This window comes from Clostridium cavendishii DSM 21758 (assembly GCF_900141845.1).
GTDB lineage: Bacteria > Bacillota > Clostridia > Clostridiales > Clostridiaceae > Clostridium_AG > Clostridium_AG cavendishii.
The window spans coordinates 207506-227161 of the sequence record NZ_FQZB01000004.1; the positions used below are offsets into that span (position 1 = coordinate 207506).

Here is a 19656-nt window from a genome sequence, read left to right on the forward strand (position 1 = left end):
TAAATAAAGCCTCAAATTACTAAACTGTTGTTTTTACATCTTTATTCATTATTTTACAAAATTATCACATTTACATTCTAGTTTTAATCTATTTATAACTTATTAAAAGCACGAAAATAGAGCAGAAAATTCTGCTCTATTTTACCTTATAATTATCAATATTATCTTTTTCTGATAAAAACTCCTGCAACTCCCATTAATGAAGCTAATATTAATAATCTATTAGTATTAACGTTACTTCCTGTAACAAGCAATTTAGATTCTCCATTTTGCTTTTCAACTATTACGTATACTACGTATTTTGAGAAGTGAGGTGTCTTAAATGTTATTTTATTTTCCTCTACTTTTGTCTCCATCATTTCAAAAGCTTTTGCTTCTTCATTTAAGTGAGAATCAAAATTTTAATTTTGTGTCTCAAACTTACTCCTACGAACGATAATGAGTAGAAATTTCATTTTTAAACTTTATTAATTTTTTTCAAATATTTTATCAACTAAATCACTTTTTATAAGCTCTGAAGTAGAACTTCCATTTTTAAAACATCTTATTTGCTTATATTTAATTCCAGTCATTTCAAAATCTAATACTTCTATTCTATCAGCCTTATAAACTAAAGCTTCATTCTGTCCATTAATAAATACTTGAACTTCCATAGTTTTTTCACTCCTCTAACTGTATTTATGGCTACAATATCTTAAATTATACCATCTTTTCAAACTAATATACAGTCTGACTAGTTCTATAAAAAACTAGTAATTTTAAAATTACTCATCTCTGTAAAGGTTTATAAAAATATGCTATACTAAGAAACAGTAAAACCTTTGAGAAATTATTCTAAAATAGCAATTATACTCTCTCTAGGTAATAAAAAAACAGAAAGGACCATATTATGAACAATCTATTATTTTTACTATTTATGTCATCTGGCTTAGTTTTTGTAGTGTTTGGTGTTTTCATCAAATTAAACAAAGTAAGCCTTACCACAAAAAAGTTAAAAGACAAAATAGAATATAATAAAAAACAAAGTAAGTTAGCTATATTTGTTGGAGTATTATATATATTTTTTGGCCTTGCATCAATGAATTCTACTACTTCACTTATAACTAATGCTTTAGGTATCGTTCCACTTATAATTTACGTTATATTAAATGCAAAAATTAATAAGGATTATGTAATAAATTAATTTATAATAAAAAGGTTCTCAAAAGAGAACCTTTTTAGCTTATGATACATATTTATTATTTATTTTCAAATAAATGTTTAAATTGTGGTAAATAATCTTTATGCGCTTCTAATAACTCATCCAATAATATCTTTGCATCCTTTTCTGATTGAACTAGTGGATTTATTGTCATTGCTACAAGTGCCTTATTGTAATCTCCAGAAATTGCAGCTTCAACTACCACCCTTTCAAAAGCTTTCATCTGTTGAACTAAACCATTTACCTCTATAGGTAGTTCCCCTACTGCTAGTGGCTTTGGACCATCTTTTGTTATTAAACAACTAATCTCAACTGCTGATTCATTTGGTATTCCTAAAATAGCACCATTATTTCTAGTATTCACTGGTTGTATATCTCTTCTATCATTGTAAATTGAACTTATTAATCTGCATGCTGCATCACTATAATAAGCTCCTCCTCTTTTTTCAAGTTGAGGTGGTTTTATGCTTAAATTAGGATCCTTATAAAGTTCAAATAATTCTGCCTCTGTTTTCTTAACTACTTCAGCTCTGGTTTCTCCCTTTGCAAATTCCTCTAACTCTTCTTTAAGTGCTTCTACTTTCTTAAAATAATATCTATGATATGGACAAGGCATTACACCTAGACCTTTTATGAATTCTGCTGCCCAATCGAAGTCTTTAATATTTTTAACTATGCCACCCATTTTACCTTCAGCTATACCATTTAAAACTTCTTGTGTTATATTTTTACCATCTAAATATATATTAAGTCCAAAAACCATATGATTTAATCCTGCAAAATCAATCCTAACTCTACTTGGTTCTACTTCTAACATTTTTGAAATAGCTCTTTCCATTCCTATAGGAACATTACATAATCCAATAACCTTTTTATTTTTACCATATCTTAAAAGAGTTTCTGTAATTATTCCTGCCGGATTTGTAAAGTTTATTAACCAAGCATTAGGGCAAAGTTCACTCATATCTTTATCAATATCTAAAATTACTGGAATTGTTCTTAATGCTTTAAACATTCCTCCAGCTCCATTTGTTTCTTGTCCAATATATCCATGACTAAGAGGAATTCTTTCATCTTTTACTCTTGCATCAAGTAATCCTACTCTAAATTGTGTTGTAACAAAGTCTGCATCCTTAAGAGCTTCACGTCTATCTAAAGTTGAATGAACCTCCATAGGAACACCTGCTTTTTCTACCATTCTTTTTGCAAGCGCTGTATTTATCTCAAGTTTTTCTCTTCCTGCCTCTATATCAACAAGCCATATTTCTCTTACAGGTAATTCATCATGTCTTTTAATAAATCCTTCAATTAATTCTGGAGTATAACTTGAACCTCCACCTATAGTAACAATTTTTAAACCTTTCATAGAAAATTACCTCCCAAATAAAAAAATTTCTTTCTATGTCTTAATTATAAGTTATAGAAAGAAACGGTTTCAATCAGAATATATGCAAACTGTACTAGTACAGTTTTGTATCTATTTATTGAGTTTATATATGAAACTCCTACTCACTATCGTTCGTATGAGTAAGTTCGCATTAGCCAAATCTAAGATTTGGATGAGTATATGAAACTCCTACTCACTATCGTTCGTATGAGTAAGTTCGCATTAGCCAAATCTAAGATTTGGATGCTTACTTAAGTTTAAGGTACAGTCACCTATGCATTTCATAAGTGAAAGTACCTTCAAATGATATCCATACCATAATATATACATTTTATTTAGAAAAGATGAATTTTGTAATTGTTTACTTTTAAATTTTATTTTTTTCTTTATTTATTCTTATAAAAATTATTACTGCAACTTCTACCTATAAATAAAAAATGTCTTTCTACGAAATTCGTAGGAAGACATCTTTATAAAAAACTATATTTAATTATAATAAAACTTTTGCAACTTCTCTTGCTTCTTCTTCATTTTCAGGTGTTATCTCTGGAAAATTATAAAAATAGTTAGCAAACTTTATTCTTTCTGCTCTTGATATATTAAGTTCATCTTCTACTTTTTCTAAGAATTCTATTTCTTCAAATTCACATTCTCCATCTACAAGACCAACTCTTATCATTTCAAAATACATTATATTTATTATTCTCTTAGAAGATTTCTTTATTATTTCTAAAGCTGTTTCATAATTCATTTCTTTAATATCTTCAGTTCCAAGTCCCATTTCATCACAAAAACTTTCCATTAATTCCTCTTGTTCTTTTTCTAAAACATCATTAGCTAAAGCAAGCTCTGTAACCAAATTTATAAAAGCTAATGATTCATCTCTGTTTAATTCATTTAAAAACATATTGTACCCCTCCCATAATTACGACTTTAATGACTTTACTTCATCTACTGATAAACCTGTCTTTTCAGCTATTACCTCTAATTCTAAAACATCTAAAAGTGCTGCAGCTATCTTTTTCTTTTCTATCATAGCTGCTTCTTTTGCAAGTTTTTGCTGTTTTAATTCTGCTACGCTTTCTAATAAAGATTCCTCTTCATAAAAATCTAAATAAGAATAATCCTTACCATCTATTTGAAAGCCCAGTATAGAATCAACTGAAACATTCTGAGCCGATTTAAATATTGATTTATCAACATCTGAAAATTTTGTTTTAAACTGCTCTATCAAATCTTTTATCTCAAATCTTGTATTTCCAACCTTTTTAGCTGCAACCATACAAGCACAATTAAGTGGCCATATTCCTGCATTTTGAGTAAATAGCCTAATATCTTTTTCTTCTATGTAATATAAAGGTCTTATAAGTTCTATTCCTTCAAAATTTGAAGCTTTTAATTTAGGTAACATGGTTTTGAAATTACCTGCGTAAAGCACATTAAGCATAGTAGTTTCTATAACATCATTAAAATGATGACCTAAAGCTAACTTATTACACCCAAGTTCCTTTGCTTTTGAATATAAAGAACCTCTTCTCATTCTAGCACACATATAACATGGGTAATCTTTAGCGATTTTATTCACAACTTGAAAAATTCCTGAATCATAAAGATGTATTGGTATATTTAAATAATTACAATTATCTATAAGCAATTCCTTAACTTGAGGATGATATCCAGGATCCATGGCTATAAATTCAAGTTCAAAATTCATTTGTCCATGTTTTTTTAATTCTTGAAATAACTTTGCCATTATTAAAGAGTCTTTCCCCCCAGATATAGCAACACCTATTTTATCTCCCTCTTCTATAAGTTTGTAATCCTTAATTGCTTTTATAAATTTTGACCAAATACGTTTTCTATATGTTTTAACTAAACTTCTTTCTATATCAGCTAGTGGCTTTCTTTCATTAAATGGTATTAAAATATCACATCCACTTCCAGCGATGTCGCTCACATAAATCACCTCATCCTACTTTGGTTTTCTTATGTTATTATATCAACTTTCTTTATTTTTGTCTTTAATAATATTTAAGTTATAAGAATAAACTGATTAAATTTTATACCATTTACCTTATAATTATACATTTTTATGGTTTGTTATGCTATAATTTTAATAATTACTATATTATGGAGGTATTTTATGAAAGCAGTTGTTACGGTAATAGGAAAGGATCGAGTTGGTATAATCTATGATGTTTCTAAAATATTAGCTGAAAGTGATATTAATATTATAAACATAAGCCAAACTATAATGGATGGTTATTTTACTATGATTATGATTACTGAAATAGATAATTCAACTAAAAATATTTCTGAAATTAAAGACATCTTTGACAAATTTTCAAAAAATTCTAATCTTGACGTCAAGGTACAGCACGAAGATATTTTCAATTCTATGCATAAGATTTAAGGAGGTACTATGTTAACTGATTTTGAAATACTTGAAACACTATCTATGATAAAAGAACAAAATTTAGATGTTAGGACTATAACTCTAGGGCTTTCCCTAATGGATTGTAGTTCTCCTGATATCGATATTCTTTGTAATAATATTTATGACAAAATAACTAAAACAGCCAAAAATTTAGTACGAACAGGTGAAGCTATAGAGAAGGAATTTGGAATTCCAATAATAAACAAAAGAATATCCGTAACTCCTATTTCTATAGTAGCAGCCCCTACTAATGCAAATTCTTATGTAAAAATAGCTAAAACCTTAGATAAAGCAGCAAAAGAAGTTGGTGTGAATTTTATAGGTGGTTTCTCTGCTTTAGTTCAAAAAGGCTTTACAAATAGTGATTTAACTCTTATAAATTCAATACCTGAAGCTTTATCCACAACAGATATTGTTTGTTCATCTGTAAATATAGGTTCTACTCGTTATGGTATAAACATGGACGGTGTCCGCCTTATGGGTGATATTATAAAGAAAACTGCAAATATTACTCCAGATGGATTTGGTTGTGCTAAATTAGTTGTATTTTGTAATGCAGTAGAGGATAATCCTTTTATGGCTGGTGCTTTTCATGGTATAGGTGAAGCCGAAAAAGTTATAAATGTTGGTGTTAGCGGTCCTGGCGTAGTTAAAAGAGCCTTAGAAGATGTCAGAGGCCAAAGCTTTGAACAAGTTGCTGAGACTATAAAAAAGACTTCTTTTAAGGTAACTAGAATGGGACAACTAGTTGCAAAAGAAGCTTCTAGAAGGCTTAATATTCCTTTTGGAATAGTAGATCTTTCTTTAGCACCTACTCCTGCCGTAGGTGATTCTGTTGCAAGAATAATAGAAGAAATGGGTCTTTCTAATTGTGGTACTCATGGAACTACAGCTGCTTTGGCACTTTTAAATGATGCTGTTAAAAAAGGTGGCCTTATGGCATCTTCCTATGTTGGAGGTTTAAGTGGTGCTTTTATTCCTGTATCTGAAGATGAAGGAATGATAGAAGCTGTTAAAGGTGGTTTTTTAACCTTAGAAAAGCTTGAAGCTATGACTTGTGTATGTTCTGTTGGTCTTGATATGATCGCTATCCCTGGGAAAACTTCAGCTGAAACAATTTCTGCAATTATAGCTGATGAAGCTGCCATAGGAATGATAAACGCTAAAACTACAGCTGTGAGAATAATTCCTGTTCCAAATAAAGATGTAGGTGAAAGTGTAGAATTTGGGGGACTTTTAGGTACTGCCCCTATAATGAAAGTAAATGACGGTGATTCTTCTCTGTTTGTTAATAGAGGTGGTAGAATTCCGGCACCTGTTCATTCACTAAAAAATTAGAAAAGCTTTAGATTAAGCGTACTGCAAGAGAGTAAAGTTTATTAGTCTTTCCCCATCACTATCGCTCCAAATCACAGCAACTTAATAAACTTACCCTACAAACTATGAAAAAATTTTAATATACTTTAAAATAAAAATAACTATACCATCTTTGATGGTATAGTTATTTCTTTAATATTATTTATAATTAACTAATGAAAATTTTTGTTTTAGGCTTTCAGGTATTGCTCTGAATAAAGGCACTCCTATTATTGTTATTATTACAAATTCCGAAAAAGCAACCTGTCCCATAGTTAATAAAAGTGGAACACCGAATACCATATGTAATTCATACCCTACTATAATAGCATTAAAAATAGTTGGCCATAATGAAGCTATTATTAAACTTCTTAAATTATTCTTCAATATATTTCTGGTAAGAGTTATACATCCTACACTTAAAAACGTAGCCATAGTTCCAAATATCATATCCATAACACCACCTGGACTAAATATATTGGCTATAAAACAACCAAGTGTTAATCCAATTATATATATTGGATCTATAAATGCAAATAAAACAAGTAATTCCGAAACTCTAAATTGCATACCACCATAAGATAACGGTGCTATTGCAACTGTTAATACAGCATATAAAGCTGCTATAATTCCTGAATAAGCTAATTTTCTAACCTTGTTATTTTTCATTTTAACTTCTCCCCTTATTTTTGTAATTTTATAGAAGCCTGTTAAATTCAAAATAAAAAAACCGTAGAAAACTCTACGGTATTACAGACAAAATTAAGCATATAAAAATTTAATATTCCTCACTAAAAGAAAAACTGAATTTTAATATACAAAATCTAATAACCGTAGTTTTATTTTAAGACAGGAGGCTCACGAACTGTCTCTATGAAATTTTACAGTATTATTATATTTTATAATATGTTTAAAATCAAGGGGTTAGATCTTATTTTAAAAATTGGATCTAATTCTAGCTTAAATTTGATTTCATATTTTAATTCTAATGCTTTTCTCTTCCCCTTCCTAAAAATATCTATATTAGTAATTCAATAACTTTTTTCTGCAAATAATTTTTAAAATTAATTGAATTTTTCAACTTATTAAATTCATTAAAAAATTTAATTTAATATATTCACTTTAATGTAACTTTGTGGTATGATTTGAAAATAAAAATTAATATTAAGGAGGAGTCATCTAATATTATCATATATAATTTCATTATTAGATGACGATGCAAAACTATGTCAAAGCTAAAAACATTTTTAGTAGGAAAACCATTAAAATCATCTGATATACACCATGAAAAACTTAGTGTATTCAGAGGATTACCTATTTTATCCTCTGATGCTATATCTTCAGTAGCCTACGCAGTAGAAGAAATTCTATGGGTATTGATACCTGTAATAGGTTTAGCATCTTTTAAGTATTTAGGATATGTTACTCTGGCCATATTAGGACTATTATCTATTCTAATATTCTCCTATAGACAAACGATAAATAGTTATCCAAAAGGTGGAGGTTCTTACATAGTATCTAAAGAAAACTTAGGTGAAATTCCAAGTTTGGTTGCTGGTGCCTCACTAACTATAGACTATATCCTTACTGTGGCAGTAAGCACTACAGCTGGAGTTGCAGCAATAACGTCTGCATTTCCTATTTTACTAAGATTTAAATTAGAACTTACAATAATTATAATTTTAACTATGGCAATAGGAAATTTAAGAGGAATTCGTGATTCAGCTAAAATTTTTAGTTTACCAACATATTTCTTTTTAGTTATATGTATAATCATGGTTGGTACTGGATTATTTAAATATTTTATACTTGGTATACAACCTGTACCTAATCCTGAAATAACACATCAAATTGGGGATTTAACTATCTTCTTATTTTTAAAAGCCTTCTCATCAGGATGTTCAGCATTAACTGGTATAGAAGCTGTAAGTGATGGTGTTGCAAACTTTAAGGATCCAGCACCAAAGCATGCAAAACAAGTCCTTTATTTAATGTTTCTTATAGTTTTTATTATATTTGGAGGTATTTCATATTTAGCAACTATATATCATGCATTTCCTACATTAGATAAAACAGTTGTATCTCAAATTGCAGAGCAAGTGTTTGGTAAAGGAAGTTTACTATTTCTGGTTATGCAATTTTCAACTACTTTAATACTTATAATGGCTGCTAATACTGCATTTTCAGATTTTCCATTATTACTTTCTTTTATTTCAAAAGATGGATATGCACCAAGACAATTTGCTAAAAGAGGGGACAGGCTTAGTTTTTCAAATGGAATTCTATTCTTATCACTTGCAGCTATTGTACTTGTAATAATATTTAGAGGCGAAAACCACCTTCTAATCCCACTATATTCAGTAGGAGTATTTATATCATTCACATTATCTCAAAGCGGGATGGTAGTTAAATGGTATAAACAAAAAACAAACGGTTGGATTCATAAAGCAATGATTAATGGAATTGGAGCAACAATAACCTTTGTAACTGCTATAGTAGTATCTATTAATAAATTCAAAGATGGAGCTTGGATTGTATTTATATTAGTTCCTGCTGTTATTCTTCTAATGAAAAGAATAAATAGACATTATAAAAAGGTTGCTGCCCAATTAAGTTTAGACAACAATTATTTTCCACAGTTTAATGAAACTGAAGCTAAAAGATTTATAGTTCCTGTTGCTTCCCTTAATGAAGCTGTTATAAAAACTATAAACTACGCCAAATGTCTTTCTAATGACATAACAGCTTTTCATATTTCTACAGATGATGCTGAAACTGAAAAATTAAAAGTAAAATGGGAAAAACATAATATCGATATACCTCTTATAATAAAAAAAGATGAGTATAGAGATGTTTTAAATCCTTTATTAAAATTCATTGATTCTGAAGAATTTGCATCAAAAAAACAAGATATGATTACTGTGGTTATACCTCAATTTGTTACAGAAAAATGGTGGGGAAATTTACTTCATAATCAAACAGCAGTATTTATGAAAAGAACTTTACTTAAGAGAAAAAATATAGCTGTTATATCTGTTCCATTTATAATAAAACAACAAAAATTATAATATAATTTTAAAGTCTCAATTGAGCTAATCTTATGACTTCAAAATTTCATATATAAATGTATTAAAATAAATGCACTAAGATTAATCTTAGTGCATTTATAACTATTTTTATTATTTTACTCCTTGCTCATAACTCTCTACCATTATTCTAACCATTTCTCAGCCAACGCTTCAATTTTGTCTTAAAGAAAAATTTTCCTTGTCTATTTTGTATTCCTACCTCTGAATACTTTAAACTCAAAAATTTTAAAGATTTATCTATAAACTTCAAAAACTTCATTTTGCTTTAAATATCCACTATCTATTAGAACACTCTTTAAATTATTCTTATCTATAGATATTGGTGCAATAATAATAGCAGGTACATCTATTTTACCATTATTCACCTTAGCATTTGTATCCACTGCCTCTCCTCTAACCAACTTTATGGCAGCATCTATAGCTGCAGCTACTATTTCTCTAGTATCTTTTAAAACTGTCATAGATTGAGTCCTTTTGATTATTCTTTGAATTGCAGCTAAATCTCCATCTTGTCCTGTTACCACAACTTTACCATCCAAACCTTGCTTTTTCAATGCTTCAATAGCAGCACCTGCCGTTGCATCATTTGGAGCCACTATAGCATCAACCTTATTATTATTATTTCTTAATGCTTCTTCTACTATCTTAAAGGCATTTTGGGGCTCCCAATTATCAACTGCCTTATCTGCAATTATGTTTATTTCTCCCTTATCTGCTAAAGGTTTTATATATGCCATTGCTCCATTCTTAATATAATAAGAATTATCATCTCTTGGATCGCCTGACATAATAATATAATTTCCCTTAGGAACATTTTGAGTAACAAATTTACCTTGAAGCTCTCCAATCCTAGTTTTATTAAAATTAACTAATAAGTCTACATCACTGTTTTTTATAAGCCTATCATAATCTATTACCTTAATTCCTGCTTTATGTGCTTTTTCAACAATATCCTTTGCAGCTACTGAATCTACTGGTGCTAATATTAATATATCTATTCCCTGTGAAATTAAGTTATCTACTTGTAGAGCTTGTTTATTTGAATCAGTATCAGCATTTTCTATAATGACTTTAACACCTTTATTCTTAGAATACTCTTCCATATAGTCTTTTTCTCTAATCCACTTCTCTTCTCTTTGAGTAGGCAAAGATATTCCTATGGTTATATCCTTTCTATCAGAAAACTCGTTATTTAAATTGAATTCTCCTATTATTATATTTAGCATATTTTCCTTCTCATAATAAACTGGCACAAAGAAAACGGCTGGTATTGACAGGTACATAGTTATTACCTCTTTAATTATTCATCCTAATAATTAGGATATTCAATTCCTTAAAATATAATAACATCTACTTATAGGGATATATTACTTTTTCTCATTTTACACTTAAATAATAAAATTATAATTATATATTTTTTCATTATGTCTAATAAATTCAACAGGCATTTAAAGCAACATAGTTTGAAAGTTTTAAATTAACACATACTATAAAATAGATTATATATAATTCTAAATTAGCTATTTTAAACTAAAAATATTTAGTTGTTATTATTTATTAATAAATTTGTTTTTATGTATAATATCAATTAGAACATATATATTAAAAACCATCATAAACTTTATAATTAAATAAAAAAAACCAGCAATAAAATTGCTGGCTAAAATAATTATTTTATAAGATATACAGTAACATTTCTAACACCCCAGTTAGAGGCCTCAGATGAACTTGAAAAATATAAATCTATTCTATTTCCTTTTATAGCTCCACCAGTATCACAAGCTACAGCATAACCATACCCTGGTATATAAACCTTTGTTCCTAGTGGTATTACTGAAGGATCTACTGCTATTGTGCTATACCCTTCTGAATTTCTAGAAACTGATTTTCCAGTTGCAGTATAGCCTCCACCTGAATACGCAGTTGCTTTTGCTGAAACTGTCCTCAGATAAGTTAATTCTCCACCTCTAGATAAAGCTAAAGTTTTTAGCGTTCCTTGAACCATTTGTTTTGTTACCGGTTCTTTAGTTATAGCTTCTTTAATAGTCTTTCTGTCAATTTCCTTACCATTTTCATATACTATTCTAGTGGTGATTTCTTTTTCTCCATTCTGTCCTTCTTGAATAACTTTTGAATAGCTATTTGCAAGACTATCATCTTTCTTTACATTTACATCAAAAGCTAAGTCCTTTTTATCTATAACGTCTTTAATCTCAACTCTTACTATTTCTACATTAAGATCTTTATTTATCTTTGTATCTTTTGAAGGTAAAACCTTATCTTCATCTTTAATATTTATACCTTCTGCTTTTAACATTGAAGCGATGTTATCCTCTGCTGTTTCAATAGTTAATTCTTTGTCATCAACTTTAACTTTTACATTAACAGCTCTTTTAATTTTTATAGTTCCATTATTAGAAATATCTTTTTCAATACCCGGTTCAACTTTGTCTTTTTTACCTAAAACTATGTTATTATCGTGTAAAGCCCCTTGTACAGTACCCTTATAGGTTACTATTTTACTTTCCTGTCCGTCTATATTCACAGTTACTGTTTTTCTTAAGCAGTATATTGTAACTATTAGTGATACAATTACTACTATACCTAATAATTGTGCCTTCTTTCCTCTTGAAAAGCTCTTGGTTAGCTTATCTTTAATATTTTTAAGCATTAATTAACGCCCTCCTTCTCTGGCAAAAGCATATCAGATTAAGTGAAACTTAACACTTAGATAAATTCTGTAATCTTATCTTAGTATTAGTTCATTACCCATTCATATAAAGCTTTTATCTATTCCGTTAAACTTTATTGCTTGGATACAATCTACTTTTACTTTTATTTATTTTTGTCAGAAAGGATTTTACACTGACCGGTTATACTCTTTAGTATTTTTTGGAAAATCAAAATCACTTAATGCTATTGTAACTCATACTATAATATTTAGCAAGTAATTACAATCCGAGTCCATAATTTATGGCTCTTTAAGATTAATATTTTTCTCACTCGGCTATTGTACCATATTTTATTACAAAATTCAAATTCATAAATAAATCATGAATATACACTCTTTTCCCTAACCTCTTTTTTGTCGAATTTTGACTTAATTTTATACTATATATTTTCATTTCTTTATTGAATTGTTCTAAATTTTATTTTATAATGATTTTATTATCATTTGAGTTTTAATTGAGAATGCATAGAATTTGATATTGAATCTTAATTATCATTTAGTTTTTTAATTAATTTTAAAATGGAGGTCTTATTTTGAATAGTAAAATAAAAATTGCTCGTTTATCTATATTCTCAAATACATTATTAATAATATTAAAAGTTATAGTATCTATAATAACTGGCTCTATGAGTATTTTTTCAGAAGCAATCCATTCCACAGTGGACTTACTAGCTTCTCTTATAACATTTATATCTGTTAAGTTTTCTGACAAGCCTGCTGATAAAGAACACCCTTATGGTCACGGAAAATATGAAAATATATCTGGAGTTATAGAAGCCCTATTAATACTTCTACCTGCTATATGGATAATAGTAGAAGCTTTTAAGAAACTTTTTATACCTCATGAAATATCATCTCCTGGTATTGGATTTTTAGTTATGGCGATTTCCTCTTTCGTAAACTTTTTAGTATCTAGAAAGCTTTATATAGTAGCTAAGGAAAATGATTCCATAGCCCTAGAAGCAGATGCTTTACACTTAAAGGCAGATGTATATACTTCTTTAGGCGTAGCACTTGGTTTAATGCTTATCTTCTTTACTAAGATAACATTTTTAGATCCATTAATAGCAATACTTGTTTCCTGTTTCATAATTAAAGAATCTATAGAATTATTTATGAATGCTTTTTCTCCCCTTTTAGACACTAAAATATCTGATGCAGAAATAGAAGCTATCGAAAAACTTATAAATAGCTATAATTCAGTTTATTGTAATTTTCATAACTTAAGAACAAGAAAAGCTGGTAGTAAAAAATATATTGACTTACACCTAGTTATGCCAAAACATTTAACAGTAGAAGAAGCTTATAATTTAGCTTGTAATATAGAAACAGCTCTTCAAAATTCTCTTGCAAATACTGAAGTACTAATCCACTTAGAATCATGTAAGAACGATTGTACAACCTGCGATCATTTTAATAATTCTATATGTCAAAGAAAAACTTCAAAATCAAATTCAACATCGGCTTAAAGTTACATTTACTTAATATAAATAATAGAATCCAAAACAATTAAAGTCTAGGCTAATACCTAGACTTTAATTGTATATATTTATTGTTTTACTTTTGACCAAATTTCATCAAAATCCTTAACTTTATCTCCTATATCCTTAAGGTATTCTCCTCTTTTTAAATATATATTATCAGGATAAACAGCTTTATCTTCCATTATCTTTTTATCTATATATTTATAAGCTTCTTTATTAGGATTTCCATAAGGAAATTTTTTAGATATTTCTGCACTTATCTCTGGTTGTAAAATAAAATCTATGAATTTTTCTGCTGCCTTTGTATTCTTAGCTCCTTTTGGTATTACAAAGTTATCTTGTTGAAGAAACAGTCCTTCCTTAGGTATTACATATTCTATATTTTTATTTTCTCTTTTTGCAAGACTTGCCTCTGCCCCCCAAGCAAATATGATTTTAGACTCTCCATTTATAAGACTAGTTTTGGGACTATCACTATCATAAGACTTTACATTTGTTTGCAACTTCTTAAGCTCTTCCCTAGCTTTTTCTAAAGCGATAGGATCTGTTTCATTTATTGAATATCCTAATTTTTTAAGAGTAATACCTATAATAACTCTTTCATCATCTAATAATGTTATAGAATTTTTAAAATCACTTTTCCATAAATCAGCGTATCCTGTTATTTCTCCTAACTTTACTTTTGTTTTGTCATACCCTATAATGCCAGCAAGCCACATATATGGAATGCTATAATTGTTTCCTTTATCAAATGGTAAATTTAAAAAATCTTCACTTAAATTACTCATATTACTTATATCATTTTTATTTATTTCTTGTATAAGTTCTTGTTTTTTAAGAATTTCTACCATAAAATCACTAGCAACAGCAATATCATAGTCTCCACCACCTGCCATAAGCTTTGCTAGCATTTCTTCATTAGATGAAAAAGTAGAATAATTAACCTTTATGTTATAAGTTTTTTCAAACTTTTCTATAACTTCTGGCGGAAGATATTCTGACCAATTAAATACATTAAGTTCCTCCTGCGTTTTAGCTTGAACTTTAGTCATTCCAAAAATTCCATAACCTAAAGAACCAACTAGAATGAACATTGTTATTAATATAATTCCTACCCTTTTCATTGTTAGATGTATTTTAGTAAGCTTTGCAGATAATATCAATATTATAACTGTAAATATTAATATTATAGTAGATAAAGCATTTATTTCTGGGGTAACTCCAAACTTAACCATAGAAAACACCTTTAATGGTAATGTTGTACTATTAGGTCCTGATACAAAGAAACTTATTATTACATCATCTAAGGAAAGGGTAAATGCTAATAAACCTCCTGCTATTACACCTGGCATTATTATCGGTAATGTTACATAAATTAATGTTTTAAAAGGATTAGCCCCTAAATCCATAGCTGCTTCTTCCACTGATTTATCAAAACCATCTAACCTTGTTTTAACTACAGCTATCACATAAGCTATACTAAAAGTAACATGTGCTATAACTAAAGAAATTTTTCCAAGCGGCACATTTATAAGTGAAAAAAAGGCTAGCAAAGATATACCCATAACTATCTCTGGTATAACTAATGGTAAATATAATACTGTATCTAAAAGTTTCTTACCTTTAAAATTATATCTATAAAGTCCTATCGCTGCTAAAGTTCCTATTATTACAGATATAATAGTAGATATGACTGCAACTTCAAATGAATTTTTTACCGCCTCTAATATACCTACATTTGAAAATAAACTTTTATACCAATCAAATGTAAAACCAGTCCACATAACATTTAATTTTGATTTATTAAAACTAAAAGCTATAAGTACCATTATAGGTATATAAAGAAACATAAATATTAAAAACGCATATACATATTTAGCACCCTTTTTCATAATTATACTAAGCCTCCTTTATCCGTTTTTCCACCAAGCTTAGTATATATTAATATAAATATTATCATTACAATCATTAAAATTACGGATATAGCAGCTCCAAAAGGCCAATCTCTAGCTGTTAAAAATTGATTTTTTATAAGATTACTCATAAGTACTACCTTACTTCCTCCCATTAAATCTGTTATAAAAAACAAACCTAATGTTGGCACAAAAACTAGTAATGAACCTGAAAGTATACCTGATTTTGTAAGTGGCAAAGTAATATTAATAAATTTTTGTATAGGCGTAGCACCTAAATCATCAGCAGCTTCTAATATCCTCATATCAAGCTTTTCGATAGCTGCATAAAGGGGTAAAACCATAAATGGAAACATCATATAAAGCATTCCTATCATGACTGCAATATCTGTATACATAATATGCATAGGTGATGCTATTATATTAAACTTCAAAAGTAACATATTAAGTAATCCTTCTGTTCTTAGTATAATAATCATAGCATAACTTCTAACCAAGGAATTTGTCCAAAATGGTAAAATTACTAATAACAATAGTATTGGTTTAATCTTTTTTTGTGCTTTTGCTATTATAAATGCAAACGGATAACCAAATACTAAACATATTATTGTTGTCAATACTGCTATCCCTAAAGATTTTATAAATATATCAATATAAAGCGGATTCGCAAGTCTTAAATAATTTGAAAATGTAAGTGTATATTTTATATCACCAAATTCTCCTCTTGTACAAAAACTTACAATTAATATTATTATAATAGGTATTAAGAAAAAAGCTAACATCCACAGTGAAACTGGTAGTAAAAATGCAGCAGGTCCTGTTAATTTTTTTATCTTATTATTTATATAATTAATATTTCTTGCTTTCAAAGTGATTTTATTATTACTAACGTAGGATTTTTGAATCATTTTTATACCCTCCTACCCCTTTATTACTACTGTATGATTAGATTTCCAAGTTACATATACTGTATCACCTGAATTTTCAAAATCATAACTATCATCTATTATTTCATTAACTATTATATCTTTTCCATTCTTAAGTTGTAATACAGTTTTTATTATTGCTCCAACATAAATACGCTCTTTAAACCTGGCTGTAAGCCATACATCTCCTTCATCTATTTTGGATTTTATTTTTATCCTTTCAGGTCTAACAGATACTAAAAATTTATCTCCTATTTTATAATCTAAATTAGGAATTCTTATAATGTCATCCTCTTCTTCTAAATTTAAAAGAACTTCATCAGTTTTAATTTTAATAGTTTCTCCCTCTAAAAGGTTTGTTTCACCTAAAAAATCTGCTACAAATCTTGTAGCTGGTCTTTCATATACTTCTTCAGGTGTACCTACTTGTTCTATTTCACCTTTATTCATAACTACTATTCTATCTGACATAGTTAGTGCTTCCTCTTGATCATGTGTTACAAAAATAAAGGTTATACCAAGCTTTCGTTGAAGATGCTTAAGCTCTAGTTGCATCTGTTTGCGAAGTTTTAAATCTAAAGCTCCTAACGGTTCATCAAGTAATAATACCTTTGGGTTATTTATAAGTGCTCTCCCTATTGCAACACGTTGCATTTGACCTCCACTTAATTGGAAAGGTAATCTACTTTCATAGCCTTCTAACTGAACTATTTTTAAAATTTCAGTTACTCTTTTTGAAATTTCATTTTTACTAACTTTTTTCATTCTAAGTCCAAAGCTAATATTATCAAAAATATTCATATGCGGAAAAAGTGCATAATTTTGAAATACAGTATTTACACATCTTTCATAGGCTGGAACATTTGTTACATTCTCACCATCTATTATTATTTCTCCACTACTTGGAATCTCAAAACCAGCTATCATTCTAAGTGTTGTTGTTTTACCACACCCACTAGGCCCTAAAAGCGTTAGGAATTCACCTTGCCTTATTTCTAAATTAGATCCTTTTAACACTAGGTTTCCATCAAAACTTTTACAAACATTTTTTAAGCTAAGAAAAACATCTCCTGTCACACCTTAACAACTCCTTTTTATTTTAAAATTAAAAAACAAAAAACCCCTAATGACCACCTTTAGCCAATAAGAAGTTTTATTAAATAGAATTATAATTATTCGGATAGCTATGTAACTATAACTGAAATGAATATAGCATATTATTACATTTTTAACAACATAGTTTGTAACTTTTATAAATTTGAAAAATAAAAACCTTTACTTTATTGTTTTAATTATTATATTTTATTTTTAAATTAATTATTTTAAACATTTTATATTTATGCACACTTTTTAGTTTTGCTTTATATTTATACATTTTCAGTTTTTAAAGTTCCTCTTCATATATTATTTAATCTCTTGTATAATATATTTAAATCTAAGGCATATTTAAAAAATAATGATCTAGTATAGTCACTTACTTTGATTTGTACTTGAAATCTTTAATTTAATGTTTTCATTCATATGCCAAAACAAAAGAAAGGAGAAATTATGGAAAAATATATTTCTCAAATACAAACTCCAAAAGTAAGTATAGCTCCTATGGTCGATAAAACTCATAGGCATTTCAGAGCCTTCTCTAGAATACTTACAAAAAACACCCTTTTATATACGGAAATGATTTCTGCACAATCTATAATAAATACTGATACTGATAAGCATTTATTTTTTAATAAAAAAGATGAAGGTTCTGTGGCACTTCAAATAGCAGCTTGTAATCCAGAAGATGCATTTAAAGCTGTGAAAATTGCTGAAAATTATGATTATGATGAAATAAACCTTAATTGTGGATGTCCATCTGATAGGGTATCTGGTAATTTAATGGGTGCTGCTTTAATGGCTGATAAAAAGTTAGTTTTTGAAATTCTTATTGCTATGAAAGAAGCTACTAAAAAACCTATTACCATAAAACATAGAATAGGAATTAACGGTGAGGACATTTTAAATCCTAAAAACAGCAAAATAATTTTAGAAGGTTATGAAGATTTATTAGAGTTTTTAGAAGCTATTTCAAAGGCAAGGCCTGATAGATATACTATTCATGCTCGTTCAGCTATTTTAAAAGGCCTAAGTCCTAAAGAAAATAGGGAAATACCACCTTTAGACTATACTTTAGTCCATAAATTAAAAAAAGATTTTCCTTATTTAAATATAGAAATTAATGGTGGATTTAAAACTATTTCTGATATAAAAGAACAGTTGACTTATGTAGACGGAGTTATGATTGGTAGAGCATCCTATGAAAATTGTTACTTGCTTAGTAAATTTGATGAACTTTCTACAGGAATTGCGAGCAACATCACTAGAAAATCTATATTAGAAGCTTACTTACCCTATGTTGAAAAAGAACTCTTGATAGGCACCAGCTCCTATGCACTACTTAATCCTATACAATCTTTATTTTTAGGTGAAAAAGGAAGTAAATTATTTAAACAGCTTTTGTCACCTCCTAATCTTAATGCTAGAAACGGTATTGAAATAATAAATAGAATTTTAAAGGAACTTCCCGAAGAAAGTTTAAACTTATATTAATCTAAAAACAGGCTATTCAAAAAAAGTGAATAGCCCTTATTTCTATGCTAACTCTATAACTGATACAGATGCTGAAGTAATAGTATTGATACCTCCATCAGATGTCATATATTGTAATCTCAACACATTATCTCCAACTTTTGTAGCTACAAATACTGCACTTCCGCTAGCAGCACCTTCATTTCCAATAAGCTGTATAGTACCTGAGCTACCTAAACTACCTGATATTATTTGATCATTAAGCTCAAGTATTCCATCAAATACACTTGCTGCAACTGACACAATTGCAATAATCTCCCATGATACATAGTAAGTGTGAACTCCTTGTAATATTATATCTGTTGTTCCATTTACATGGGTAATATTAGAACCATTTATCACAGAATTAACTAACTCAACATAATCGTTATCCGCTAATTGTTGTGAAACTGCAGTTATAAATTGAGCATTATTCCCTGTACTCAACGGCCCAGTTATTCCGGTTGCTCCTGTTACTCCTGTCGCTCCTGTTACTCCTGTCGCTCCGGTTACTCCTGTTGCTCC

At 28.6% G+C, this 19656-nt stretch carries 16 protein-coding genes and 2 pseudogenes; 6 read left to right on the forward strand and 12 right to left on the reverse strand.

Features of this window, described 5'->3' with window-relative positions; genetic code table 11:
- Positions 1–161 precede the first annotated feature (161 nt).
- Positions 162–356, reverse strand: a complete 195-nt coding sequence (locus BUB01_RS02970; protein WP_207649973.1) for a hypothetical protein — start codon at positions 354–356, stop codon at positions 162–164.
- 111 nt (positions 357–467) lie between these two features.
- Entirely contained in the window at positions 468–653 is a 186-nt protein-coding gene (locus BUB01_RS02975; RefSeq protein ID WP_072985163.1) for a hypothetical protein, read from the reverse strand.
- A 236-nt stretch (positions 654–889) separates the two neighbouring features.
- Between BUB01_RS02975 and BUB01_RS02980 the strand changes: the two genes are divergently transcribed.
- Positions 890–1183 carry a hypothetical protein gene (locus BUB01_RS02980; protein ID WP_072985165.1) on the forward strand — a complete coding sequence of 98 codons (294 nt, stop codon included), beginning with the start codon at positions 890–892 and terminating at the stop codon, positions 1181–1183.
- Between the two features lie 55 nt (positions 1184–1238).
- Here BUB01_RS02980 and BUB01_RS02985 read toward each other — a convergent pair whose 3' ends face one another.
- The 3 genes and pseudogenes from BUB01_RS02985 to BUB01_RS02995 all read right to left on the reverse strand — a co-directional run.
- A complete protein-coding gene (locus tag BUB01_RS02985; protein WP_072985167.1) occupies positions 1239–2567 on the reverse strand; it encodes a 6-phospho-beta-glucosidase in 1329 nt (442 codons plus the stop codon).
- A gap of 511 nt (positions 2568–3078) precedes the next feature.
- A complete protein-coding gene (locus BUB01_RS02990) occupies positions 3079–3495 on the reverse strand; it encodes a hypothetical protein (RefSeq protein ID WP_072985169.1) in 417 nt (138 codons plus the stop codon).
- 186 nt (positions 3496–3681) lie between these two features.
- Positions 3682–4545 (reverse strand): annotated as a pseudogene (locus BUB01_RS02995) (tRNA 2-thiocytidine biosynthesis TtcA family protein); the annotation flags it as partial.
- 186 nt (positions 4546–4731) lie between these two features.
- Between BUB01_RS02995 and BUB01_RS03000 the strand changes: the two are divergent.
- Both BUB01_RS03000 and BUB01_RS03005 read left to right on the forward strand, forming a co-directional pair.
- Positions 4732–5001, forward strand: a complete 270-nt coding sequence (locus BUB01_RS03000; RefSeq protein WP_072985173.1) for an ACT domain-containing protein — start codon at positions 4732–4734, stop codon at positions 4999–5001.
- A 9-nt stretch (positions 5002–5010) separates the two neighbouring features.
- Positions 5011–6363 carry a PFL family protein gene (locus BUB01_RS03005; protein WP_072985175.1) on the forward strand — a complete coding sequence of 451 codons (1353 nt, stop codon included), beginning with the start codon at positions 5011–5013 and terminating at the stop codon, positions 6361–6363.
- Between the two features lie 177 nt (positions 6364–6540).
- Here BUB01_RS03005 and BUB01_RS03010 read toward each other — a convergent pair whose 3' ends face one another.
- Entirely contained in the window at positions 6541–7050 is a 510-nt protein-coding gene (locus BUB01_RS03010) for a QueT transporter family protein (protein WP_072985177.1), read from the reverse strand.
- A 557-nt stretch (positions 7051–7607) separates the two neighbouring features.
- Here BUB01_RS03010 and BUB01_RS03015 point away from each other — a divergent pair.
- A complete protein-coding gene (locus tag BUB01_RS03015; RefSeq protein WP_072985180.1) occupies positions 7608–9449 on the forward strand; it encodes an APC family permease in 1842 nt (613 codons plus the stop codon).
- A gap of 254 nt (positions 9450–9703) precedes the next feature.
- On the opposite strand, the gene BUB01_RS03020 is transcribed toward BUB01_RS03015, so the two are convergent.
- Both BUB01_RS03020 and BUB01_RS03025 read right to left on the reverse strand, forming a co-directional pair.
- On the reverse strand, positions 9704–10753 hold the full coding sequence (locus tag BUB01_RS03020; protein ID WP_072985182.1) for a sugar ABC transporter substrate-binding protein: 1050 nt from the start codon (positions 10751–10753) through the stop codon (positions 9704–9706).
- A 386-nt stretch (positions 10754–11139) separates the two neighbouring features.
- Positions 11140–12141 (reverse strand): 3D domain-containing protein, encoded by a 1002-nt coding sequence (locus BUB01_RS03025; protein WP_072985184.1) that lies wholly within the window; start codon positions 12139–12141, stop codon positions 11140–11142.
- A 593-nt stretch (positions 12142–12734) separates the two neighbouring features.
- On the opposite strand from BUB01_RS03025, the gene BUB01_RS03030 reads away from it, so the two are divergent.
- Positions 12735–13670 (forward strand): cation diffusion facilitator family transporter, encoded by a 936-nt coding sequence (locus BUB01_RS03030; protein ID WP_072985186.1) that lies wholly within the window; start codon positions 12735–12737, stop codon positions 13668–13670.
- Positions 13671–13750: 80 nt separating this feature from the next.
- Here BUB01_RS03030 and BUB01_RS03035 read toward each other — a convergent pair whose 3' ends face one another.
- From BUB01_RS03035 to BUB01_RS03045, 3 genes are read right to left on the reverse strand one after another with little or no spacing between them, the layout of a single operon-like run.
- A complete protein-coding gene (locus BUB01_RS03035; RefSeq protein ID WP_143152441.1) occupies positions 13751–15577 on the reverse strand; it encodes an extracellular solute-binding protein in 1827 nt (608 codons plus the stop codon).
- Positions 15578–15579: 2 nt separating this feature from the next.
- On the reverse strand, positions 15580–16506 hold the full coding sequence (locus tag BUB01_RS03040) for an ABC transporter permease (protein ID WP_084108235.1): 927 nt from the start codon (positions 16504–16506) through the stop codon (positions 15580–15582).
- 12 nt (positions 16507–16518) lie between these two features.
- The gene (locus BUB01_RS03045) at positions 16519–17601 is read right to left on the reverse strand and encodes an ABC transporter ATP-binding protein (protein WP_072985190.1); all 1083 of its coding nucleotides are present in this window, start codon (positions 17599–17601) and stop codon (positions 16519–16521) included.
- Between the two features lie 471 nt (positions 17602–18072).
- Here BUB01_RS03045 and dusA point away from each other — a divergent pair, with 471 nt between their 5' ends.
- Entirely contained in the window at positions 18073–19113 is a 1041-nt protein-coding gene (gene dusA, locus BUB01_RS03050; protein ID WP_072985192.1) for a tRNA dihydrouridine(20/20a) synthase DusA, read from the forward strand.
- 42 nt (positions 19114–19155) lie between these two features.
- Here dusA and BUB01_RS23420 read toward each other — a convergent pair.
- Positions 19156–19656: pseudogene (locus BUB01_RS23420) on the reverse strand (hypothetical protein); the annotation flags it as partial.